The organism is Macrococcus capreoli (assembly GCF_025628935.1).
Taxonomy (GTDB): domain Bacteria; phylum Bacillota; class Bacilli; order Staphylococcales; family Staphylococcaceae; genus Macrococcoides; species Macrococcoides capreoli.
This window is the reverse complement of record NZ_JAOTIS010000017.1, coordinates 26191-50906: the sequence shown is the minus strand read 5'-3', so window position 1 is coordinate 50906 and position 24716 is coordinate 26191. Positions and strand designations below refer to the sequence as shown.

The 24716-nt window shown below is 35.7% G+C and carries 23 protein-coding genes; 18 read left to right on the top strand and 5 right to left on the bottom strand.

The annotated features are described in order from the left end of the window. Positions 1-37: 37 nt before the first annotated feature. Both rpsD and OCL94_RS11540 read right to left on the bottom strand, forming a co-directional pair. Positions 38-640, bottom strand: coding sequence for a 30S ribosomal protein S4 (rpsD, locus tag OCL94_RS11545; RefSeq protein ID WP_096076146.1), 603 nt, complete (start codon positions 638-640; stop codon positions 38-40). 220 nt (positions 641-860) lie between these two features. Continuing rightward, positions 861-1337, bottom strand: coding sequence for a GAF domain-containing protein (locus tag OCL94_RS11540; protein ID WP_262997077.1), 477 nt, complete (start codon positions 1335-1337; stop codon positions 861-863). 137 nt (positions 1338-1474) lie between these two features. Here OCL94_RS11540 and ezrA point away from each other — a divergent pair, with 137 nt between their 5' ends. From ezrA to OCL94_RS11490, 10 genes are all read left to right on the top strand, one after another. Continuing rightward, complete coding sequence (gene ezrA / locus OCL94_RS11535; protein ID WP_262997076.1) at positions 1475-3175, top strand: septation ring formation regulator EzrA; 1701 nt, start codon at positions 1475-1477, stop codon at positions 3173-3175. Positions 3176-3239: 64 nt separating this feature from the next. Beyond that, on the top strand, positions 3240-4376 hold the full coding sequence (locus OCL94_RS11530; RefSeq protein WP_262997075.1) for a cysteine desulfurase family protein: 1137 nt from the start codon (positions 3240-3242) through the stop codon (positions 4374-4376). Then, positions 4373-5584, top strand: a complete 1212-nt coding sequence (gene thiI / locus OCL94_RS11525; RefSeq protein WP_262997074.1) for a tRNA uracil 4-sulfurtransferase ThiI — start codon at positions 4373-4375, stop codon at positions 5582-5584. The genes OCL94_RS11530 and thiI overlap by 4 nt, the downstream gene beginning before the upstream one ends. 12 nt (positions 5585-5596) lie before the next feature. After that, complete coding sequence (locus OCL94_RS11520; protein ID WP_262997073.1) at positions 5597-6403, top strand: glycerophosphodiester phosphodiesterase; 807 nt, start codon at positions 5597-5599, stop codon at positions 6401-6403. A gap of 569 nt (positions 6404-6972) precedes the next feature. Then, the gene (locus OCL94_RS11515; RefSeq protein WP_262997072.1) at positions 6973-7737 is read left to right on the top strand and encodes a sulfite exporter TauE/SafE family protein; all 765 of its coding nucleotides are present in this window, start codon (positions 6973-6975) and stop codon (positions 7735-7737) included. Positions 7738-7909: 172 nt separating this feature from the next. After that, positions 7910-8920, top strand: coding sequence for a signal peptide peptidase SppA (gene sppA, locus OCL94_RS11510; protein ID WP_262997071.1), 1011 nt, complete (start codon positions 7910-7912; stop codon positions 8918-8920). 9 nt (positions 8921-8929) lie between these two features. After that, positions 8930-9520, top strand: a complete 591-nt coding sequence (locus OCL94_RS11505) for an RDD family protein (protein WP_262997070.1) — start codon at positions 8930-8932, stop codon at positions 9518-9520. A 75-nt stretch (positions 9521-9595) separates the two neighbouring features. Then, on the top strand, positions 9596-10093 hold the full coding sequence (gene tpx / locus OCL94_RS11500; RefSeq protein WP_262997069.1) for a thiol peroxidase: 498 nt from the start codon (positions 9596-9598) through the stop codon (positions 10091-10093). A 63-nt stretch (positions 10094-10156) separates the two neighbouring features. Then, positions 10157-11083: a class I SAM-dependent methyltransferase gene (locus OCL94_RS11495; RefSeq protein WP_262997068.1), complete on the top strand. Its 927-nt coding sequence runs from the start codon at positions 10157-10159 to the stop codon at positions 11081-11083. Positions 11084-11158: 75 nt separating this feature from the next. Further along, the gene (locus OCL94_RS11490) at positions 11159-12358 is read left to right on the top strand and encodes an acetate kinase (protein ID WP_262997067.1); all 1200 of its coding nucleotides are present in this window, start codon (positions 11159-11161) and stop codon (positions 12356-12358) included. A gap of 157 nt (positions 12359-12515) precedes the next feature. Here OCL94_RS11490 and OCL94_RS11485 read toward each other — a convergent pair whose 3' ends face one another. Then, positions 12516-13013 (bottom strand): universal stress protein, encoded by a 498-nt coding sequence (locus OCL94_RS11485; RefSeq protein WP_262997066.1) that lies wholly within the window; start codon positions 13011-13013, stop codon positions 12516-12518. 186 nt (positions 13014-13199) lie between these two features. Between OCL94_RS11485 and ald the strand changes: the two genes are divergently transcribed. Continuing rightward, positions 13200-14315 (top strand): alanine dehydrogenase, encoded by a 1116-nt coding sequence (ald, locus tag OCL94_RS11480; protein WP_262997065.1) that lies wholly within the window; start codon positions 13200-13202, stop codon positions 14313-14315. A 59-nt stretch (positions 14316-14374) separates the two neighbouring features. Here the strand turns inward: ald and OCL94_RS11475 are convergent, their stop codons facing one another. Then, positions 14375-15445 (bottom strand): M24 family metallopeptidase, encoded by a 1071-nt coding sequence (locus tag OCL94_RS11475; protein WP_262997064.1) that lies wholly within the window; start codon positions 15443-15445, stop codon positions 14375-14377. 139 nt (positions 15446-15584) lie between these two features. Here OCL94_RS11475 and OCL94_RS11470 point away from each other — a divergent pair, with 139 nt between their 5' ends. Both OCL94_RS11470 and OCL94_RS11465 read left to right on the top strand, forming a co-directional pair. Further along, the gene (locus OCL94_RS11470) at positions 15585-16268 is read left to right on the top strand and encodes a metal-dependent hydrolase (RefSeq protein WP_262997063.1); all 684 of its coding nucleotides are present in this window, start codon (positions 15585-15587) and stop codon (positions 16266-16268) included. Between the two features lie 31 nt (positions 16269-16299). After that, complete coding sequence (locus tag OCL94_RS11465) at positions 16300-17601, top strand: DRTGG domain-containing protein (protein ID WP_317618563.1); 1302 nt, start codon at positions 16300-16302, stop codon at positions 17599-17601. Between the two features lie 41 nt (positions 17602-17642). Here OCL94_RS11465 and OCL94_RS11460 read toward each other — a convergent pair whose 3' ends face one another. Then, on the bottom strand, positions 17643-17996 hold the full coding sequence (locus tag OCL94_RS11460) for a YtpI family protein (protein ID WP_262997061.1): 354 nt from the start codon (positions 17994-17996) through the stop codon (positions 17643-17645). 73 nt (positions 17997-18069) lie between these two features. Here OCL94_RS11460 and OCL94_RS11455 point away from each other — a divergent pair, with 73 nt between their 5' ends. From OCL94_RS11455 to accA, 5 genes are all read left to right on the top strand, one after another. Further along, complete coding sequence (locus OCL94_RS11455; RefSeq protein WP_262997060.1) at positions 18070-19026, top strand: DHH family phosphoesterase; 957 nt, start codon at positions 18070-18072, stop codon at positions 19024-19026. Between the two features lie 28 nt (positions 19027-19054). Continuing rightward, complete coding sequence (locus OCL94_RS11450) at positions 19055-22201, top strand: DNA polymerase III subunit alpha (protein ID WP_262997059.1); 3147 nt, start codon at positions 19055-19057, stop codon at positions 22199-22201. An 86-nt stretch (positions 22202-22287) separates the two neighbouring features. Beyond that, the gene (locus OCL94_RS11445; protein WP_262997058.1) at positions 22288-22731 is read left to right on the top strand and encodes a FadR/GntR family transcriptional regulator; all 444 of its coding nucleotides are present in this window, start codon (positions 22288-22290) and stop codon (positions 22729-22731) included. Positions 22732-22735: 4 nt separating this feature from the next. Beyond that, entirely contained in the window at positions 22736-23590 is an 855-nt protein-coding gene (accD, locus tag OCL94_RS11440; RefSeq protein WP_262997057.1) for an acetyl-CoA carboxylase, carboxyltransferase subunit beta, read from the top strand. Positions 23591-23593: 3 nt separating this feature from the next. Continuing rightward, the gene (gene accA / locus OCL94_RS11435) at positions 23594-24538 is read left to right on the top strand and encodes an acetyl-CoA carboxylase carboxyl transferase subunit alpha (protein WP_262997056.1); all 945 of its coding nucleotides are present in this window, start codon (positions 23594-23596) and stop codon (positions 24536-24538) included. Positions 24539-24716: the final 178 nt, after the last annotated feature.

Below are 24716 nucleotides of genomic sequence, written 5' to 3'. Positions count from 1 at the left end.
ACACCAATCGTTTGATTGGTGTTTTTTGTTGAACTGATTAACGAGAGTAGTACTCAACGATTAATTGTTCGTTGATTTCAGCAGATAATTCGCTACGTTCTGGAACGCGTACGAATGTACCTTCTAATTTTTCAGCATCGAAAGTTAAGTATTCAGGAACATGGTTAGATAATTCAACTGACTCAACGATGATGTTTAATTTTTGTGATTTTTCACGAACTGAAATCACTTGACCAGGTTTTAATTGGTATGATGGGATATCTACGCGAGCGCCATCTACCATGATGTGACCGTGGTTAACTAATTGACGTGCTTGACGACGTGTACGTGCTAAACCTAATTGGTATACGACTGCATCTAAACGAGAAGCAAGTAATGCCATGAAGTTAGCACCGTGAATACCTTTCATTTTACCAGCACGGTCAAAGATTGTGCGGAATTGACGTTCGTTGATTCCGTACATGTAACGTAATTTTTGTTTCTCTTGTAATTGTAAACCATACTCAGATAATTTTTTACGTTGGTTAGGACCGTGTTGTCCTGGTGCGTAAGGGCGTCTTTCTAATTCTTTACCAGTGCCGCTTAAAGAGATACCTAAACGACGAGATTTTTTCCAAGTTGAACCTGTAAAACGAGCCATAATGTGACTCCTCCTCTTATTTTGTTTTTTATGCAAAAAACAAAAACGTGATAAATGCTAAAGATCGATATAATGTCATTCCGTGCTTTCGCCTTATAGCTTCGGTTACGCAACACGCCAACATAGGGGACATCATAGAGCGTCTTAATATTTATCTGCTATCTTCGTTTATTCACATAGATGTTATTATAACATGATGAAATGCTTTGTCAACAACAAATTACACTAATTTTTCGATATGACGTTGTAATACGTCAACGAACGCTTCTAAACCTTCGTGATCCTGTTCAGTAAAGCGATCCTGAATCGGTGCATCAATATCCAGTACACCAAATACTTCATTGTTAATTATAATTGGGACTACAATCTCTGACTGACTTGCGGCATCACATGCAATGTGGCCTGGAAAGGCATGTACATCTTTAATGCGCATCGTTTTACGTTCACTTACTGCTGTGCCACAAACACCTTTACCGACAGGAATTGTGACACATGCCGGTTTGCCTTGGAAAGGGCCAAGTTGTAACTGGCCATTCTTCATCGTATAAAAACCGACCCAATTGACGTCAGTTAAAAATTCATTGAGTAATGCACTCGCATTTGCTAAATGGCTGACAATATCATCTTCACCAGACAGTAACGCATCAAGCATTTGATTTAAAGTTTTATAATCATTGATTTGGCTCATTTCAAACATAAGATCACTCCTTTTGTTATAATAAATTGTTATAGTAAGTATTAGTGTATCTAATTTGATAACTTTTCACAATTAATTGTTTTTGTAATACATAAATTACGTTATAATAGGAAAGAGTACTTTGGAAGGAATGAAAATTGATGATATATGCCATAGTGGGAATAGTCGTTATAATACTAATTATAATTGGTATTATGTTTTATTTGAGGAATCAGAAAAGAACACAAGTTGAACAAGTTGAAGCACGAAAAAATGAAATTAAAAATTTGCCATTTCAAGATGAATTAGTGAAAGTAAAAACTTTAAATTTATCAGGGCAAGCAAACAATCGCTTTGAAAAATGGAAAAGAGAATGGCAAACAGTTCTTAATGAAGATATTAAAGTTTGTGAATTAACCATTAACGATGCGGATGAAGCATTAGACAAATTTAAATTCAAAGAGAGCGAAGATAAAGTTGCTGAAAGTAACCATCTGTTAGATCAAATTGAAAAGAAATACAAACAGTTCACGGAAGATATTAATCAATATATTGCTTCAACGAAAGAAGACGATAAGAAATACGAGGAATGTAAAATTATTTATCGTGAAGCAAAACGCGATGTTTTAGCGAACCGTCATCAGTTCGGGGAAGCAGCAGACCCATTAGAAGTACAAATCGAAACATATGCCCCTAGAATTGAAGTATACGAAGGTTTGATTCAAGAAGGTAACTATGATGATGCGCATGAGCATATCACATTATTACATGATGAGATGACTGGTTTAAAAGAAGATATGGAAGATATTCCATTACTCATTCGTGATGTTCAAAAAGAGTTACCGGGTCAATTTCAGGATATTCGTTTCGGATGTCGTGATTTAAAGATTGAAGGTTATAATTTAGAGCACGTTAAAGTAGATGGTAATTTACAAACCTTAAAAGGTAAACTAAATTTAGTAGAGCCATTAATCGCTCGCCTTCAGTTAAACGATGCAGAAGCAATTATTAATGAAATCAACGATGCAATTGATGAAATGCTGGAACTGATAGAATATGAAGTGAAAGCGAAGAATAACGTTGAAACAACGAAAGAAATCATTACTGATCAGTTATTCCACGCAAAAGATATGAACTACACAATCCGTACTGAAATGGAATATGTGAAAGAAAGCTATTATATTAATGAAGAAGATATTCAAAAAGTGCGTCAATATGAAAATGAAATTCAGAGCTTAGTATCTGTATATGATGAAATATTAATGGAAACTGCGAAATCGAGCGTACGTTATACAGAAGTTGAAGATAACTTGAAGTATATTGATGAACATGTGAAAGTCATTAATGAAAACCAGGAGAAAATTCAGCAACACTTAACGAATTTACGTGAAGATGAACAAGAAGCACAGAAAAATATATTGAAAATACAAGCGAAAAAAGAAGAGATTTATCGTAGACTACTGGCGTCAAACCTTTCAAGTGTACCAGAACGATTTATCATTATGAAAAATGAAATTGATATTGAAACACGAGAAGTACATCAACTATTCAATAAACGTCCTATGAATGTGACACATGTCAGAGATAAAGTAAATAAAGTATTAGTGACAATGAATACATTTGAATCAGAAGCAGTTGATGTATTAGAACACGCACAATACGCGGAGAAGTTAATTCAGTATGGTAACCGTTTCAGAAAAGAAAGACCAGATGTGAATAAAGATTTAAATGAAGCAGAACGTTTATTTAGTAACAACCGTTATAAACGTGCTGTTGAAATTGCTGAAGCTGCAATTGAACGCGTCGAACCAGGTGTAACGGAAAAGATTGAAGCAAGTGTATTAAACCAAAGACATTAACAGAAATAATAAGAAAGTAAAAGACTTGAATTCGTTCAAGTCTTTTATTCATTGAGGTGAATATATGAACTATTTAGATAATTGTGCAACAACAAAGCCGGATCCAGAAGTTTTAAATACTTTTAACACAGTAAATACGACATATTACTTTAATCCAAGCAGTCCGCACGGAAAAGGTTTAGAAGCAAATAAATTATTGGAATCTGCACGTGACCAGATTAAAAGTTTGTTACATTTAAAACATCAAACAGTGATATTTACTAGTGGTGCGACGGAATCTAATAATTTAGTTATTACTGGTATGGCACGCAGTAAGAAACAATTCGGACAAACGATCATTACATCGAAACTGGAACATCCATCAGTATTAGAAACAGTGAGAGCATTGGAAGATGAAGGGTTTACGATTAAATATGTGAAATTTAATGAAGATGCTACGTTAGATATAGAGCATTTTAAATCATTGCTTAATCAGGATGTCGTGATGGTTTGTTTAATGCATGTTAATAACGTTATGGGAGCGATACTTCCTATAAAGGATATTCATACATTAATTCAAGATTATCCAAAGATTCATTTCCATGTAGATTGTGTGCAATCATTCGGTAAGTTACCGATTGATGCAAACTTAATGGATAGCTTTGTATTGAGTGGGCATAAATTTAATGGTTTAAAAGGGCAGGGTATACTCGTGTTTGATCAGCTTGTAACGGTTACGCATACATTGTTTGGTGGTGGCCAGGAATATGGATTTAGAAGCGGGACAGTTAATGTTGCGAGTGACGTGTCACTTGCGAAAGCGATGCGTATTGCATTAAATGAACAAGATGATTTGAATAAACGTTTACGTCATTTCAAAGCGATAATTGAAGCAACGGTGAGTGAGTATCCAGGTATTCGTGTAAATTCGGTAGCGAATGGTGCTCCGCATGTTGTAAATATATCATTTGTCGGTGTGAAGGGTGAAGTTATTGTCAATAGTTTCTCAAAACGTGGTATTATGATATCTACAACAAGTGCATGTTCTTCGAAACGCGCGAAATTAAATGAAACATTAACGGCTTTAAATGTACCGAATGATGCGATTACAGGAAGTGTACGTATTTCGTTTGATAAATATACGACGGAAGCGGACGTTCAAGCATTCATTGAGGCGTTTAAAGCAGTTTATGAAGAAATGAAGGAGTTATTAAAAAAATGAAATTTGACCACATATTAGTAAGATACGGGGAACTCACATTAAAATCAGGTAACCGTAATACATTCGTCAACCAGCTAAAAAGTAATATTAAATATACATTAATTCCGTTAGAAGGTTATAAAGTATTAGCGAATCGCGATAGAATGTATGTTGAATTGACGGAAGATGCAGACGTTGAAGAGATTATGCATCGTATTTCGAAAGTATTTGGCGTACACTCTGTAAGTCCTGTCGTTAAAGTTGACAAAGATATTGAAGCGATTAAAGAAGCGGCAATCATGCTTGCAAAAGATATTGATGAACCTGGTAAGACATTCAAAGTAGATGCGAAACGTTCAGACAAAAGCTTTGAATATGAAACATTTGATTTACAACAAGTATTAGGAAAAGCGATTCTATCCAATATTGAACATTTATCAGTAAAAGTGAAAGATCCAGACTATAAATTATTAGTTGAGATTCGTCGCGATGCCGCTTACTTATATTCACGTGTGATTAAAGGTGCAGGCGGTTTACCTGTTGGTACAGGTGGTAAGACGTTACTAATGCTGTCAGGTGGGATTGATTCACCCGTTGCAGGGATAGAAGTAATGCGCCGCGGTGTAACAATAGAAGCGATTCATTTCCATTCTCCACCTTTTACAAGTGAAGAAGCGAAACAGAAAGTTATTGATTTAACACAAATTATGGCGGAAACTGCTGGTGAAATTAAACTGCATTTAGTTCCGTTTACAGATATTCAGAAGATGATTCATAAAACAGTGCCTGAGAATTTAACGATGACTTCGACACGTCGTATGATGATGCGTATTGCAGATCAGTTTGCACGTCAAATTGATGCGAAAGCGTTGGTCAATGGAGAGAACCTGGGGCAAGTTGCTTCTCAAACGCTAGGCAGTATGTATGCAATTAATGCTGTTACGAACTTACCAATATTACGACCATTATTAACTTATGATAAAGAAGAGATTGTGATAAAAGCTAAGGAAATTGGAACTTATGAGACGTCGATTCAGCCATTTGAGGATTGCTGTACGATATTTACACCGAAAAATCCGAAGACGAATCCAAGACTGGATAAAGTAGAGAGTTTTGAATCAAATGTTGATTTCGATGCGATGATTAAAACTGCAATAGAGGGAATAGAAACATTAACACTTTCTAAAAATAATAAACAGCGTAAAAAGGACTTTTCTGACTTATTGTAAGGGGGAACGGTAATGTTAAGTAAAAATGTAGTAATCGCGCATCGTGGTGCCAGCGCCTATGCACCAGAACATAGCTTTGCATCATATGATTTAAGTCACTTTGATATGCGTGCGGATTATATTGAACTGGATGTTCAGATGACGCTGGATGGTGAAATTATTGTGATGCATGATGAGACGATAGAGCGTACGGGGTTATCACATGGTGTCATCAAAGAAATGAAGTTGAAGGAAATTAAGGAAATACGTATTGGACAATGGTTTAATGATAAATTTCCGGAGCTTGCGCATGACTATTATGCAGAACAATCGGTACCAACGCTTAAAGAAGTGTTTGAACGATATGGGAAGGCAAATTACTATATCGAAACGAAAGCGCCAGATATTTACCCAGGTATGGAAGAACAGTTGACGCGAGTATTAGAGACGTTTGAGTTGTTAACAGAAGAACGTATGGCAAATTATCAGACGGTAATTCAGTCATTTAGTCTGGAAAGTTTGATTAAGATGCATCAATTAAAGCCTGGCATTCCACTATTATTGTTGTGTAAGAAAGGAATGCTACGTGATATGAGTGATGAAGATTTGCAAAAAATTCAATCGTTCGTATATGCTGTTGGGCCGAATTATAAAGATTTGGATCAACCATTGATTGAACGTATGCACCAACTTGGCTTTTTAGTATTTCCATATACATTGAATGATGAAGGGGATATGGAGCGTCTCATTAATGAAGGCATTGACGGGGCGTTTACAAATAATCCGGACTTATTAAGAAAACAATTTAGATTAGATAATGGAGAAGTGTTTGAATCGTAAAGTGATTTAGTGAGCTAGCGATAAAAAGTAAATACCGCTAGCTCGATCCAGGAAATAGCATGAAAATGGAGTGAGCTAGCGATAAAGTGTCAATACCGCTAGCTCGGACCAGAAAATAGCGTGAAAATGGAGTGAGCTAGCGATAAAGTGTAAATACCGCTAGCTCGAGCCAGGAAATAGCATGAAAATGGATTGAGCTAGCGATAAAAAGTAAATACCGCTAGCTCGAACCAGAAAATAGCATGAAAATGGATTGAGCTAGCGATAAAGTGTAAATACCGCTAGCTCGAGCCTCAAAATAGAGAAAAAATGGAGTGAGCTAGCGATAAAGTGTAAATACCGCTAGCTCGAGCCAGGAAATAGTATGAAAATGGATTGAGCTAGCGATAAAAAGTAAATACCGCTAGCTCGAACCAGAAAATAGTATGAAAATGGAGTGAGCTAGCGATAAAAAGTAAATACCGCTAGCTCGAACCAGAAAATAGTATGAAAATGAAGTGAGCTAGCGATAAAGTGTCAATACCGCTAGCTCGATACATACTTAAGTAGTGACTAAAGGGGAGTTCAACTTGGATATACAAACTTTATTCATTTTAATTGTCTTTGGGTTCTTAGCGGCATTTATTGATTCAGTTGTCGGAGGTGGAGGGCTCATCAGTATTCCTGCATTACTTGCAACGGGTATGCCACCTTCAATTGCACTGGGTACAAACAAATTAGCCTCATCATTTGGCTCTTTCACATCAGCACTATCATTTATTCGCTCTAGAAAAGTTGATATGAATATTGTGGCGAAACTTTTTCCTTTATCTTTTCTTATGTCGATTGGTGGGGCTTTTGTTGCTACAAAACTACCGCCTGAATATCTTAAGCCATTAGCCATCATTATGTTATCGCTCGTTTTGATATATACTTTATTCAAAAAAGACTGGGGAGATATTTCAACCTATCAAAAATTAAATTTAAAGCAATTGATATTATTTGTTATTGCTATTGGATTTATTGGTTTTTATGATGGATTTCTAGGTGGGGGAACTGGAAGTTTCTTATTATTTGGCTTTTTAATGATTGGCTTTGATTTCTTAAGTGCTGCCGGCAATGCGAAAGTTTTAAACTTTGCGAGTAATTTAGGTGCTTTGTTATTGTTTATTATATTAGGCCATGTTAACTATACATATGGTTTAAGCATGGGCGCTGCGATGATTGCGGGTAGTTATGCAGGAAGCCAGTTTGCGATTCGTAAAGGTGTGTCGTATGTGAAGGTTTTATTTGTATGTGTTACTGTTTTATTAATAGGTAAAAATATATTTGATTATGTTAAAGAATACCTGTAAATTGGGTGTTCTTTTTTAGTTATATTATTTGAATTTTGTTCGAATTTTATTTTAATTTTATTTTCGGTATTAAACCTTAAATTTACCTTAAACATATGCGATATTTATTTTTTGAATTTATGCAATCTGTTATGATGAAAATGAACAAAATTCAAATTGGAGGCAAATATTAATGAGTAAAAGAGTCATAGCAATGATTATAGCAGCAGTATTATTTATTTTAGGGACTTCTGTAAGTTTCTTTACAACGGCTTTTACTTCTGATTTCTCAAAATCGTTTGAAGAAAGTATGGCGATGTCAGATGATGCATTAAATAAAAATGTCATTGAAGGTGATGATGCCGACCATCAAATTGCTCGTGTAGAAGTTGATGGCGTTATTCAGGATACTGGTGCACCTGCTTTATTTGATGAAGGTGGCTACAATCATACACAAACGTTAAAGCAATTAGAGAAGATAAAAGAGGATCAACATATTAAAGGTTTAATGCTTGTCGTCAACTCACCAGGCGGTGGCGTTTATGAAAGTGCGGAAATACATAAAGCAATCAACGCCATTAAGAAGTCTGGCAAGAAAGTGTATGTCACGATGAAAAATATGGCTGCTTCAGGTGGTTACTATATTTCTGCACCTGCAGATAAAATTTATGCATCTAATGAAACGATTACGGGTTCTTTAGGTGTAATTATGCAATCGACAAACTATAAAGAACTAGCTGATAAATATGGTGTTAAGTTCAATACTATTAAGAGTGGTCCACATAAAGATATTATGAGTCCAACGAAAGAAATGGATGCAGAAGAACGTAAAATATTACAAAGTTTCGTTGATGAAAGTTATGAAGCATTCGTTAAAGTCATTAGTGATGGGCGCCATATCGATCCCGCACAAGTGAAAAAAATTGCTGATGGTAGAATTTATTCTGGCCAACAAGCTAAAAAATTAAACTTAATAGATGAAATCGGCTTAGAAGAAGATGCACTGAAAGCATTAAAAGAAGATTTAAAAGCAAAAGATGCACAAGTCATCGAATTTAATAACGATAATTCATTCTTCGGAAAAGATTTCTTTGCAGCAAACTCGTTTGTTAAACAATTAATGGGTAAAAGTGACATTGAACGTGTACAACAAATATTAGCGAAGCGTCAAGGGCTAACGCCAATGTATTTATACGGAGAGTAGGTGAATAAGATGGCAGAACATATTGATTTTGAACAACCTGTTCATTCGAATTCAACAACACCCATTCCGGATGGACACTTCGTTGCACAGTCTAATCATGACATGTATACGAGAAAGTTAGAAGATGATATTTTGCGTTTAACACATGCAGGATTCGGTCTAAGATTTTTAGCATATATTTTAGATTTGTTATTAATTGGTGCGATAAAAGGGATAATTATTAGTCCCATTATAAATATTGGTGGTTTACAGGATGTTTATGTATGGATACCATTATTTTCAGTAGAACATATTTTAAGTACAATCATTTATTTTAGTTACTTTGTTATCATGACGTATTGCTTTAGTGCAACGTTAGGTAAAATGATAATCGGATTGAAAGTCATGAGTATTAAAAATGAAAAGCTCACGATGTCGACAGTGCTTACAAGAGAATTATTTGGGCGTTATATTAATAATTTCTTCTTATCATTACTTTATTTAGTCGTGTTGTTTAATCCCAAAAAACGTGGCATACATGATATGTTAAGCGATACTTTCGTTGTCAAAGAGGATAAAGAATACATCCGTCAATTTATTCTAAAGGAAGGTATTCGTTAAACTTGTGCGAATCATTTTATAATTCATATGATTCATGGTAAATTATTAAGTGATAACACTTAAGGAGGAACACACATGACACAAGTTACATTTAAGAATAACCCGATTACATTATTAGGTGAATTAGTAACAGTAGGTACGCAAGCACCTGATTTTTCAGTATTAGATACAGATTTAAATGTGAAAACATTAGCTGATTTCGAAGGGAAAAAGAAATTAATTTCTGTAATTCCATCAATCGATACAGGTGTTTGTGAACAACAAACACGTAAATTTAATGAAGCAGCAAGCAATGTTGAGAATGCTGTAGTTATAACAATTTCAGCTGATTTACCATTCGCACAAAAGAAATGGTGTGCTGCCAATGGTTTAGAGAATGTTGTTACTTTAAGTGACCATAAAGATTTATCATTTGGTACGAACTACGGCGTTGTTATGGAAGAGTTACGTTTATTAGCACGTTCTGTATTCGTATTAAATGAAAATAACGAAGTTGTATATACTGAAGTTGTATCTGAAGGTACTAACCACCCAGATTACGATAAAGCATTAGCTGCATTAAAATCAATCTAATATATTAATGAAACAATAGGATACTGCCCCGAGTGGGCAGTTTTTATTTGAAAGGAAATTGACATGATAGAAGAACTATTCAAATTAATCGATGATAAAGCAAAGACATTTCAACAAGAAAACGGCCATAGTTTTATTGAGAACTTAGGGTTAGCATTGGAAGATATTTATATGAATGAGCGTGATACTTTAGAGAAAAGTACAGTGATAGATCGTAGAAAAGCATTTCAATTCGCGTACTTAAGTATGTTAAAGGAAGAAATGATTCAGCCGAATCATCAAATGACACCAGATAGTATCGGTTATTTAGTGGCATACGTCATTCGTTTATTCATGCAGGACGAAAAAAATATTAAAATGATAGATTTAACGAGTGGAACAGGGCACTTGTCAGCAACAATTCATGAACAAAACCCGGAAATTACATTTGATCATGTATTAGTAGAAGTTGATCCGGTATTATCGCGTTTAAGTGTTCATTTAGCGAACTTTTTAGAAGTACCGATGGATGTCTTTCCTCAAGATGCGATTATGCCGTTACCTGAAACAGACTTTGATATTGCTGTCGGAGATTTCCCGATTGGATACTATCCAGTCGATGAAAGAAGTCACGCGATGAAGCTAGGTTTTAAAGAAGGACACAGTTTTAGTCATCATTTACTCATTGAACAAGCTGTTGCATCTTTGAAACCGGGTGGTTTAGCATTCTTAATCGTACCAAGCATGCTATTTGAAGGTGAACATGTAGAACAGCTACAAAAATTCATTGCAACAGAAACAGTGATGCAGGCATTTTTAAACTTCCCGACAAGTTTATTTAAATCAGAAAATTTGCGCAAAAGTTTATTAGTACTAGAAAATAAAAAAGTCACAGATTCAAAGCCAGTCGAAGTTTTACTAGCCAATATACCAGATTTTAAAGATGAAAGAATGATGAAATCATTTTTAGATGACTTAGAAACATGGTATTCAGAAAATCGTAACAAATAAATTCTGTATTATGATTGCTTTAAAGCTGTATTAATGATTAAATAAGTATGTTAATAATTTATTAGGAGGATTTTCATGAAGAAAATTATGGCAGTCAATGCTGGTAGCTCGTCTTTAAAGTTTCAATTATTTGAAATGCCAAGTGAGAAAGTAGTGACTAAAGGTTTAGTTGAGCGTATTGGATTAAAAAATTCGATTTTTACAATTTCAGTAGATGGTGAAAAACATACGACTACTTTAGATATTAAAGATCACGAACAGGCAGTTAACATGATGTTAGAACAAATGAAACATTATGGAATTATTGAAGATGTAAATGAATTAGATGGAACAGGTCACCGTGTTGTTCAAGGTGGAGACTTATTCCCAACATCAGCATTAGTTGATCGTGATGTAGAAGAAAAAATCGGTAAATTAATCGAATTAGCACCACTTCATAACGCAGCAAACTTAATGGGTATTCAAGCATTCAGAAGAATGTTACCAAACATTCCACACGTTGCAGTGTTTGATACATCATTCCATTCAACAATGCCTGAATCAGCATTTCTTTATAGCTTACCTTATCAATATTATACTGCGCATAAAGTACGTAAATATGGTGCACACGGTACAAGTCATAAATACGTAGCACAACGTGCTGCTGAAATGATGGAGAAGAAACCTGAAGAGGGATTAAAAATTATTTCTTGTCATATCGGTAACGGTGCTTCAATTACTGCAGTTAAAGATGGTAAATCTGTTGATACATCAATGGGCTTCACACCACTTGCTGGGGTTACAATGGGAACACGTACAGGTGATATTGATGCAGCGACAATTCCATATTTAATGGAGAAGTTACACAAGTCAGCTGAAGAATTATTAAATGTTTATAATAAAGAATCAGGTGTGTTAGGTATTACAGGTATTTCAAGTGATATGCGTGATATCGAAATTGCTGCTGAAAAAGGTGAAGGCCGTGCGCAATTAGCACTAGATATTTATGTTGATAGAATTCAAAAGTATATCGGTCAATACGCAGCAATAATGGGTGGCGTTGATGGTATCCTATTTACAGCAGGTGTTGGTGAAAACTCAGACACTATTCGTGCTGCAGTATGTGAGAAATTAGAATTCTTAGGTGTGAAAGTTGATCCTGAGAAAAACAATGGTTTACGTGGTAAAGAAGCGTTTATCTCAACTGATGATTCACGCGTTAAAGTAATGGTTATTCCAACTGATGAAGAAGTAATGATTGCTCGCGACGTTATGGAATTCGGGAAATTAGGATAATATATTAAGGACTACCTATTCGTATTGGATAGGTAGTTTTTTTGTAGAGGTGAGGGTGTGAGTAAGCGGTAGTAAAAATCAAATGCAACCGCTTCCGTAAGATGAAAATAAAATAAAGCTAAAATGACCCACGTCATTTCAGCTTTATCAATGTTACTTATTTATTTTGATCCATAAATTCTTTCGTTGCGACTTCTGGTTCGAAGTTATCTGGCATTGTTTCGGTTCTTACAACTAACACGTCACATTCAGCATGACGTACGATTGCTTCTGAAACTGATCCGATAATAAAGCGTTCCACTGCATTTAATCCAGTAGAGCCACACATAATTAAATCTGCTTGTAATTTATGTGCAATCTTTTTAGGAATGATTGTCTTTGGAGAACCATATTCAATTAACGTTTCCACTGCATTAACACCACGCGCTTGTGCAACTTTCTTATACCCGTCTAATAATGATTCAGCAAATTGAGTTGCACGTTCAGAAATTGAACGATCATATGCTTCTACACTTGCATAACTTCTTGTATCGATAACGTTAATGATATGAAGTTTCGCGTCATTACGTTTCGCTACCTCTACCGCTTTATTAAATGCCCATTCTGCTTCACTAGACCCATCCACTGCGATTAAAATATTTTTATACACTAACATGTTAATCCCTCCAGTTTCATATCTTCTATACACTTTTATTATAGCACTAAATCAATGATAATTAAGTGATTTATTTTATATTTTTGCTTTATTCAGAAAATAGCAAAAAAGTATTTGCCTTTTTAGTTTAAAGTGCTAATATGGTCATGTAAGCGTTATTATAATTTATTAAGGGGATGAATAGTAATGATTATTGGTATTCCAAAAGAGATTAAAAACAACGAGAACCGTGTCGGTTTAACGCCAGCAGGTGTACATGCGTTAGTAGAGAATGGTCATACGGTTCGTGTTGAGACAAATGCGGGTATGGGGTCGTATTTCACAGATGCTGACTATAAAGATGCAGGTGCTGAAATCGTAACAGTTGAACAAGCTTGGGATACAGAAATGGTAATAAAGGTAAAAGAACCTTTAGAAACAGAATTTAAATACTTTAAAGAAGGATTAATCCTTTTCACATATTTACATTTAGCGCCTGAAGTGGCATTAACTAATGCTTTATTAGAAAAGAAAGTGGTTGGTATCGCATATGAAACAGTTCAATTACCAACTGGAGGATTACCGTTATTATCACCAATGAGTGAAGTTGCAGGTCGTATGGCAACACAAATTGGGGCGCAATTCTTACAAAAAACAAACGGCGGTAAAGGTATTTTATTAGCAGGTGTACCAGGTGTTGAAAAAGGTAAAGTAACGATTATCGGTGGTGGACAAGCAGGTACTAACGCTGCGAAGATGGCAGTTGGTTTAGGTGCAGAAGTTACAATTTTAGATTTATCACCTGTTCGTTTACAACAATTAGATGATTTATTTGGGAATCAAGTACAAACGTTAATGTCTACACCATTTAACATCGCAGAATCTGTAAAAGAAGCAGACTTAGTTATTGGTGCAGTATTAATTCCTGGAGCTAAAGCACCGAAACTTGTAACTGAAGAAATGATTAAATCAATGAATCCTGGTTCTGTTGTAATTGATATTGCAATTGACCAAGGTGGTATTTTTGAAACTTCTGATCGTATTACAACGCATGATGATCCAACATTCATTAAGCACGATGTCGTACATTATTCTGTTGCAAATATGCCAGGTGCTGTACCGCGTACTTCTACGATGGCATTATCAAATGCTACGATTCCATATGCATTACAAATTGCAAACAAAGGTTATAAGCAAGCAGCTTTAGATAATGAAGCTATTCTTAAAGGATTTAATACTTTAGATGGACATGTAACATTTAAAGCAGTTGCAGATGACCAAGGTTTAGAATATGTAGATGCATTGTCATTATTGAATAAGTAATTGAATGTAAAAGGCACGAGTACAATGATTGATATTGTACTCGTGCCTTTTTAGGTTTTTTACTTTTCATATTGCGTTAATACTTCATATCCATCTTCTGTTACGATGATATCATCTTCAACACGAACGCCTACTTCTCCGTGTAAATAAATACCTGGCTCAATTGTAAAGCACATGCCTGGTTTTAATGTATCATCATTTGCTGATGAAATATCCGGGAATTCATGTACTGAAATACCTAATCCATGACCTAAGCGGTGTGGGAATGCCTCACCGTAACATTTTTCAGCAATATAGTCACGTGCGATGGCATCAATATCACTTACTTTAACACCAGGTTTCACTGCTTGTATTGCACGGTTATTCGCTTCAGTAACGATTGCATGTATTTCCTGATGGAATGCAGGTGGGTTACCGAATGCGATTGTACGCGTTATATCTGAGCAGTAGCCATTGTAGATGACACCTAAATCGAATAGAACGTATTCATCATTTTTAAGTTGACGATTGCCTGGTGTCCCGTGAGGACTTGCTGTATGATCTCCAAATAACACAGTCGTACTGAAACTCATGCCGCTGATACCTTCAATTTTTAAGATTTCTGATTCAAGATATTGCGCTACTTCTTTTTCAGTGACGCCTGTCTTTAACTGACTGACACCAAGTTCAAGTGCTTTATCTGCATATTGTGCTGCTTGTTTAAGAATTGTAATTTCTTCAGCAGTTTTAATGTTGCGCATATCTTTAATAATTTGATCGATTGATGCAAGTGATGTTGGTTTAAAAGTAGTGTACAATGCTTTTTCACGTTTCACTGTAACATGTTCTTCTTCGATATATAATACCGCATTATCAGGGAATTTTAAGTTAAGCTTCGCAACTTCAAACGCATCTTCAGTGTCAGAATAGCCAATTGTGTTGAGTCCAGATGCATTGACTGCATCTTCAACTTCCATGTTAGGTACTACTAGCATGGCATTATCCTGCGTAATATATAATGCAGTTAAACGCTCATGTGGATCTGATAAGAATCCGCTATAATAATTAATATTATCTGGTGTTGTAATCCATGCATATGCAATAGATTGTTCTTTCATTAATTGTTGTAAGTTGATTAATGTTTGCTTCATATTGATGCTCCTTCTTTTCTCGATACCTTTAGTTTATGCAAGTTATAAAGAATATTCAATGATTTGTTCCTTTCAATCTTTTTCATTCAAACTATTATCATGTATAATGAGGATAACAAAATGTGGAGAGGTGTTAATTATGGACATATTTTTTCACGGACAATCATGTATTTCTTTTGAGCATAATGGTAAGAAGGTTTTAGTTGACCCATTCATCACAGGAAATAAACTATCAGATTTAGATGCATCAACTGTGGAAGCTGATTTTATTTTACTGACACATGGTCACGGAGATCATATTGGAGATACGATTGAGATTGCGAAACGTACGCAAGCGACAGTCGTTGCGACACCGGAACTTGTATCGTATTTAAATGGTCAAAGTGTTGATAATGCACACCCAATGAACATTGGAGGAAAGTGGCAATTCGACTTTGGTACAGTTAAATATGTTCAAGCATTTCACAGTAATTCATTATATGACGATAACGGCAATATTATTTATTTTGGAATGCCATGTGGCTTAATTATCGAAGTGGACGGTAAAACGATTTATCATTGTGGTGATACAGGATTATTCTCAGATATGAAATTAATCGCAGAACGTCATCCAGTCGATGTTTGTTTCGTTCCTATCGGTGACAACTTTACGATGGGGATTGATGATGCGGCTTATGCCATTAATACATTCATTCAACCGAAATTAACAGTACCGATACATTATAATACTTTCCCGTATATTGAAGTAGATGTAGAGGCGTTTAAAGCGCAAGTTAAAAGTCCTGTCGCAATATTAGAAGCGGGGCATCATGTAACACTTTAAGGAATAAATGACAGAGAAACTAGGTGGCAAATTGACTAAACATGAACAAATCATTGCGCATATTTCAAGTCTTTCAGTAGGTAGTAAAATATCTGTTCGACAAATTGCGAAAGATTTAAACGTATCAGAAGGAACGGCATACCGCGCGATAAAAGAAGCAGAAAATAATGGGATTGTATCGACAATCGAGCGTGTTGGTACAGTGAGGATAGAGAAGAAAACGAGAAATTCAATTGACCGTTTAACTTTTGCAGAAATCGTTAATATTATTGATGGGCAAGTACTTGGTGGACGTAGTGGTCTTCATAAATCATTAACGAAATTCGCAATCGGTGCGATGGAAATTGAAGATGTGAGTAAATATCTCGGGGAAAATACATTGCTAATTGTAGGGAACCGTGTAGAAGTACAAAAGCTTGCATTAAGTCGAGGTTCAGCAGTGCTTGTCACGGGTGGATTTGATACGACAGAAGAAGTAAAGAATTTATCTGATCAGTTGGGCTTACCGATTATTTCATCTAATTTCGATACATTCGCAGTGGCCAATATGATCAACCGTGCTATTTATGACCAGCTTATTAAGAAAGAAGTATTAACCGCACAAGATATATTAATTAAGCTTGATGAAACAAGTTATTTAAGAGAAAGTGACTCCATTAGTGATTGGCATGCGTTATCTGAAAGCTCTAAACATACGCGATTTCCAGTATTAGACGCTAACAATAAACTGAGTGGGATGGTCACAAGCAAAGATATCTTTAATCAGAATCCATCTGAAAAGATAAAAAAAGTCATGACGAAGTCGCCAGTAACTGTCAATCTCAATACAACAGTTGCAAGTTGTGCGCATATTATGATTTGGGAAAGCATTGAATTGTTACCTGTCGTATCGCGTTATAACAATCTAGTTGGAATTGTTTCAAGAGAAGATGTATTGAAAGCAATGCAATCTGCTGATCGTCAACCCCATATGGGCGATACTTTTAACGACCAAATATTAAAGAAGATGAAATTTAATAATGACCAGATTTCTATACAGATCACACCACAAATGTCGAACCAATATGGCAGTTTAAGTAAATCGGTATTTTTGGCAATCATAGAGGAGACGGTAAAATTCCATATGAAGAAACATATTCGTGGAGATGTTTTAATTGATAGCATTAATATCTTCTTTATTCGAACGGTCCAGATTGATTCTGTATTAGATGTTGAAGTGAATTTATTAGATATGGGACGTAAGTTTGCGAAGATGGAAATTTCGATATTACAAAATAATGTCGCAGTTGCCAAAGCGATGACGATACTACAAGTGATTGAACATTATTATTAAAAAAAAAGATTGAGGCGACAATCGTCTCAATCTCTTTTTACTTATCTTCGTAACTGTTGTTTTTTGCGTAATGCTTCCCATGCTGCATCTTCATCATCAAAATGGCTTTCAAAGTGTTTTTTAGCTTTAATTGCATATTGATAATTGTAAATGGCATAAGCAATTAATAACGCGCAAATAACATAAGTTAATAATCTTGGGAATAATAATAATTGGTTACATGCAAAGGCAACCATAAAGATTGCGAAACATTGTCTTGCACGTGCTCGATACCATGCGCGTCTTACTTCTCTCACTTCTCTAAAATATTTGGCAATATTGTAAATCGTGAACATTAAAGAAAATATCATTACCGTTACGGTAATCATAATAATATAAGGATAAATCGTTTCCATCTTTAAACCTCCAGTCTTAAAAGATTATAGCATATCTTTCTAAACTGTAAATCAAACAAACTAAGGAGAAATTATGAATAAACAACAAATAAGTCAATTAATCGAATCCATTAATGCACACGAAACCATTATAATATTTAGGCATGTGCGTCCAGATCCGGATGCGCTCGGGTCACAACTTGGATTGAAATATGCAATACAGAAACTATTTCCGAATAAACGCGTTTATGCGGTGGGCACTACAGTAGACAATTTACGCTTTATTGGAGAGATGGATAAAGTACAAGATGATGTGTTTAAAGATGCATTGGCACTCGTACTCGATACAGCAAATGCACCGCGCATTGATGACGAACGCTATCAATTATGTCAAACATTAATTAAGATCGATCACCATCCACCAGTAGATCAGTATGGGCAAGTTAATATTGTTAATACAAAGAGTTCATCAACGAGTGAAATGATTTATGAAATATTAAATGATATAGGCTTTGGCAATGACTTAATAACGAGAGACGTAGCGCGTTGTTTATATATTGGAATTGTAGGAGATACTGGCCGTTTCTTATTTAATAATACGACGAGTAGAACGATGGCGATTGCAGCGGAACTGTTAACATATGACATCGATCACACACAAATGATTAATGAGATGCAGCAGCGTGATTTAAAGTCGATTCGTTTCCAGGGTTATGTACTGCAACATTTTCAATTTGAACAAAGTGTCGGAACCATTTTCATTACGAAGGACGTACTAGAACAGTTTGATATTTCTGCGAACGAGGCCTCATTATTTGTTAACAGCTTAGCAGATACGCAAGGTATACAGGCGTGGGCATTTGCGGTTGATGAGACATCAGAAATACGTGTACGATTACGCAGTAAAGGTGTAGTGATTAATGAACTTGCCGCTCAATATAATGGCGGTGGTCATCCACTCGCAAGTGGGGCATCTGTTTATAGTAAGGATGAATTAGAAGTATTATTTAATGACTTAAAGTTATTAGTTTATGCTTCAATGAAAAATTGAGTAACCGTGAAAGGAAAGTGGTGAAGCTATGGTTGTACATTTAAATATTCATTCATCATTTGATTTACTGCATTCTACTATAAGAATTGAGCAACTTATCGAACGCGTAAAAGCGCTTGGTCAGACAGCAGTCGCGATTACTGATTTGAATGTATTGTTTGGTGTGCAATCATTTTATGCCAATTGTATGCGTCATGGCTTAAAACCGATTATTGGCATGGAAGTTATCGTGACCGATGGAATTGATGATTGTCATACGGTCTTACTCGCAAAGAACAATAATGGATTTAAGAATTTAATGCAGTTATCGTCTCGCATTCAGCTGAAAAAAATGTGGAAAATCTCACCTGAAGTGCTGAATCAGTATGGGGAAGATCTCATCATCATTTATAAGCAGTTAAATGAACTTCAAGGACATTTCGTTGTGCAAAACCATGATTACTATGTTTGTCATACAAGCTCATTTCATGCGCGACAAGTGTACTTAGACGATGTACGCTATTTAACGCCGGATGGGATTGTTGATTTAAGTATCCTAAAGGCAATAGATGATAATAAAAAAATAGCGTTAGAAACTGTGCAATTGAAATCGGGCACGCATTATTTAAAAACTGAAGAAATTCTGCTTGATCTCGGGATAGCAGAAGATGTTATCCGCGCAACACATGACATTGCAGACCAATGCAATGTTGTGTTTGAAACGGCGTCGCATTTACCGAAGTTCCCTGTTCCAGACAATATGACGAGCGAAGATTATTTACTGAAGCTACTTAATAAAGGAAAGATGAAGTTACCACAGTTCGATGAACGATACGATGCACGTTTAAAATATGAATATGATGTAATTTGTCATATGGGATTTGCAGATTACTTTCTTATTGTAAGTGACTTAATTCATTTCGCTAAATCTAACAATATATTAGTAGGACCTGGCAGGGGGTCTTCAAGTGGTTCTTTAGTGAGTTACGTATTAAATATAACGACCATCGATCCGATTGCACATGATTTACTGTTTGAACGCTTTTTAAACCCGGAACGTGTAACGATGCCGGATATTGATATTGACTTTGAAGATACGCAACGTGACAAAGTCATTGAATACGTCATCAATAAATACGGTGCATTTAATGTGAGTGGCATTGTGACGTTCGGACATTTATCAATGCGTGCTGTAATGCGTGATGTCGGTCGAATTCTACAGTTCTCAGAAGGAGAATTGAAAGAAGCGAGCCAATTACTAAGTCATGGATTTCATAATTTAACGGAAGCTTATGAAGATGACGCATTCTCTCGGTTCATCGATTATAATTCACGTCGAAAAAAATGGTATACCATTGCGAAATCGTTAGAAGATTTACCGCGTCATACGTCGACACATGCAGCAGGGGTGATTATTCACGATAAACTGTTAACGGATTATGTTCCGTTAATTATGGGAGAAGAATATCCGTTAACACAATGGAATATGACAGAAGTGGAAGCAGTCGGCTTACTTAAAATAGACTTTCTTGGATTGCGTAATTTAACGATTATTCATAATATATTACGTCAAATCAAAAAACAGTATGGTAAGACAATTAATATTGAAGATATCCCTTTAGATGATAAGAAAGTATTCCAGTATTTCTCGTTAGGGGATACGATGGGCATATTTCAGTTAGAGTCGGATGGCATTCGTAACGTATTGAAACGACTGAAACCTGAGACATTTGATGACATCGTTGCAGTGCTAAGTCTTTACCGACCAGGGCCGATGGAACAAATTCCAGTATATATTGCACGTCGTCATCAACAACAAGATGTACATTTATTGCATGAAGATTTATCAGAAATTTTAGCACCAACGTATGGTGTCATTATTTATCAGGAGCAAATCATGCAAATCGCCAATAAATTTGCTGGATTTTCATATGGTGAAGCGGATATATTACGTCGTGCGATGAGTAAGAAGAACCATCAAACGTTAATTGAAGAACAACAGCACTTTGTTAATGGCAGTATGGCTAACGGTTATTCTGAGGCAGATGCTATTGCGATTTACGAGTTAATTCTTAAATTTGCAAATTACGGTTTTAACAAAGCCCATGCAGTCGCTTATGCGAAAGTATCTTATGTGATGATGTATTTTAAAGTGCATTACCCAAATATTTTCTATGCAGCGACTTTAAGTAATCAAATCGGCGTTGAAACAAAGACACGAGAAATCATCTCTGAAATAAAGTCGCGTCTAATACAAATTTATCCGGCTGATATCAATCGTGCTGGCTGGTATTATCAAGCACAAAAAGACGGTATAATGATGTCACTCGGAATGATAAAAGGTGTAGGTTACAAAAGTGTTGTTGAAATTGTTGAAGAACGCAGGAAAGGACCATATAAAGACTTATATGATTTTTGTGCGCGTATTCCAAAACGTGTGAAATCCAAAGCGTTATTAGAAGCGTTAATTCATGTCGGTGCTTTTGATACATTCGAACAAAACAGAGCAACGTTACTCGCTTCGCTTGATGCGATTCTTGATGTTGAAAAAGAAGCTTTCGGTGAAATGAACTTTTTAGAGTCGCTCGGTTTAAATAAAAAGAAAACATATCATTATCATGAAGAGATGTCAGATGACCAGAAAGCCCATTATGAACTGCAATATTTAGGTTTCTATATTTCGAAGCACCCAATCGAATCGTTATTTAATAAACTGCAATATTTACCCTTGTACCGAATCAGTCAACAATTAAATGATCACTATATATTAGTCTGGATTGAGGACATTAGACGCATTCGTACGAAGAAAGGTCAACCGATGGCTTTTGTGAATGCGATGGATGGTATACAGCATATTGATTTAGTTTGTTTTCCAACGACATTTTATCAGTATGAAACGCTGCTTCAAACGAATCAACCGATTATTATTAAAGGCAAATTTGACCAGAAGAAAGATAAACAGTTAATCGTGAATGAATGTATTGCAGTAGATCAATTTATCAACCAAATGCATCAACGAGCAAAGCAACTTTTTGTGAGAGTGCCCATTGTTAACGCGGCGTTGTTACAAACGACCGGTGATATTGAAGTGATTGATTTTGAACAGCGGCAGGCAACAACGGTCGGTTTTATTCATCATTCACAACTGCAATCATTTATGGCGGATTATGAGATGCAGGATATTCGATTAATTTAACTTTTCAAATAATAATATTTTTGATATAGTATTCCTTAGTGGTCTGACCACTAAGGTTTTTTTATTGACGATAAGGAGGTAAAGGTGTGAATCCTATACCAAACAAAGGCTTTAATGCAGTGATTACTGCTATTAATGACATTATAAAGACTAAAAATTTAACGGCCGGGGACAAGTTACCGTCAGAACGTTATTTAAGTGATAATCTTAATATTAGTCGCTCGAGTGTTCGAGAAGCATTACGCGCCCTTGAAATGTTAGGCGTTATCGAGACGCGTCGCGGAGAAGGTACGTATATTACTGAAATGGATAACAATCAATTTATTGAAATGATTGCGGGATATGTGATTACAACAGAAACGCAACAAACGGAAATTACTGATTTCATACATATAATAGAAAAGATGGCGCAAGTAGATGGCGCTGCGCAAAGTGATTTAAGTCAAGCGATTGAATCACGCAATACAATCATGTTTCGTGTCTGGAAATTGCTTAAACAGTTTGAAAAGACTTATGAAATAGAGGGGTAAAAGCATGTTCAAAGATATATTTAAGCGCAATAAAAAGAAAAAATATGTAGCTGTACAACATATGAAAGATACTGACGTTCCTGAAGGGATTATGGTTAAATGTCCAAAATGTAAGAAGATTATGTATACGAAAGAACTCAGTACCAATTTAAATGTCTGCTTTCATTGTGATCACCATATGGTGTTAAGTGCCTATGAACGCATTGAGGCAATTACTGATAAAGATAGTTTTGAAGAATTTGATCGAGTGATTGCATCTCAAAATCCTCTTTCATTTCCGAATTACGCCGAAAAGCTTGAAAGCGATAAACAGAAAACGGGACTAAATGAAGCAGTTGTGACAGGTGTTGGACGTATCGATGGCAATCCATATGGTATTTGTGTGATGGATTCAAGGTTTAGAATGGGTTCGATGGGAACTGTTGTCGGTGAAAAAATTAGTCGTGTGATTGATTATTGTACAGAACATCGTTTACCATTTGTTATTTTTACTGCAAGTGGTGGTGCGCGTATGCAGGAAGGTATTCTTTCTTTAATGCAGATGGCTAAGACGAGCGTAGCGATTGAACGTCATAGTGATGCGGGATTATTATATATTTCTTACATGACGCATCCGACGACTGGGGGGGTGTCAGCAAGTTTTGCCTCCGTTGGCGATATCAATTTTGCTGAGCCGGAAGCATTGATTGGATTTGCAGGTCGCCGCATTATTGAGCAAACCATTAATGAGAAGTTGCCAGATGATTTTCAGACGGCAGAATTTTTGTTAGACCATGGGCAACTTGATAAAGTGGTACATCGAAAAGATATGCGTAAGACGTTAAGTCAGCTGATTGCAATGCATTCAAAGGGGGAGTAAGAAGTGGCTTTAGAATTTGAAAAACCATTACTGGAACTGGATCGTAAAATTGAAGAATTAAAAAAATATATGTCAACAGAAGGTATCGATTTAAGTGATGAAGTAAAGACGTTAGAAATCTCTCGCAACGAAAAATTTAACGAAATTTATAATCATTTAACACCGTGGCAACGTGTTCAAATTGCACGATTACCAGAACGCCCAACAACGATGGACTATATACAATGTATATTTGATGATTTTATTGAATTACATGGCGATCGAAACTTTAGAGACGATCCTGCAATTATTGGAGGGTTAGCACGTTATAAAGGTCAACCTGTCACTGTGATTGGTCATCAGCGAGGAAAAGACACGAAAGATAATATTTATCGTAACTTCGGTATGGCACATCCGGAAGGTTATCGAAAAGCGTTACGTTTAATGAAACAAGCGAATAAGTTTAATCGTCCGATTATATTATTTATCGATACGAAAGGTGCTTATCCAGGGAAAGCTGCAGAAGAGCGTGGTCAAAGTGAATCGATTGCACGAAATCTTGTTGAAATGGCTGGACTTACTGTGCCTGTCATATCAATCGTTATTGGTGAAGGTGGAAGTGGTGGTGCACTCGGTTTAGGGATTTGTAATCGATTGTTGATGCTCGAGAATTCGACGTATTCTGTTATTTCTCCGGAAGGTGCTGCAGCATTGTTATGGAAAGACAGTAGTTTAGCCCAGCTCGCTGCTGAAAGTATGAGAATTACAGGGCCGGATTTACTGGATTTAAATATCGTTGATGCGCTTATTACAGAAGTGAAAGGTGGCGCACATCTTGATATACAAATGCAAAGCGAATATATTGATCGCGCTTTAGAACAACATTTAAACGCATTATTACAATTAACAGGTCAACAACTTAAAGCGCAGCGCTATGAAAAATTCAGAAATATTGGAAGTGAAATGTAAATTTATTGTGCTGTATTTAAACAGTTTGTAAATTTATGAAAAACAATTGAAAGCTTATTTTCAAACCCGTGGAAGCCGATTTTCACGGGTTTTATAAATGTTCACATATAAAACGTTTACATCTGTTATAATACATGATTTTGATGGATATACGCGTTAGATTGTGTTAATTTAAGAG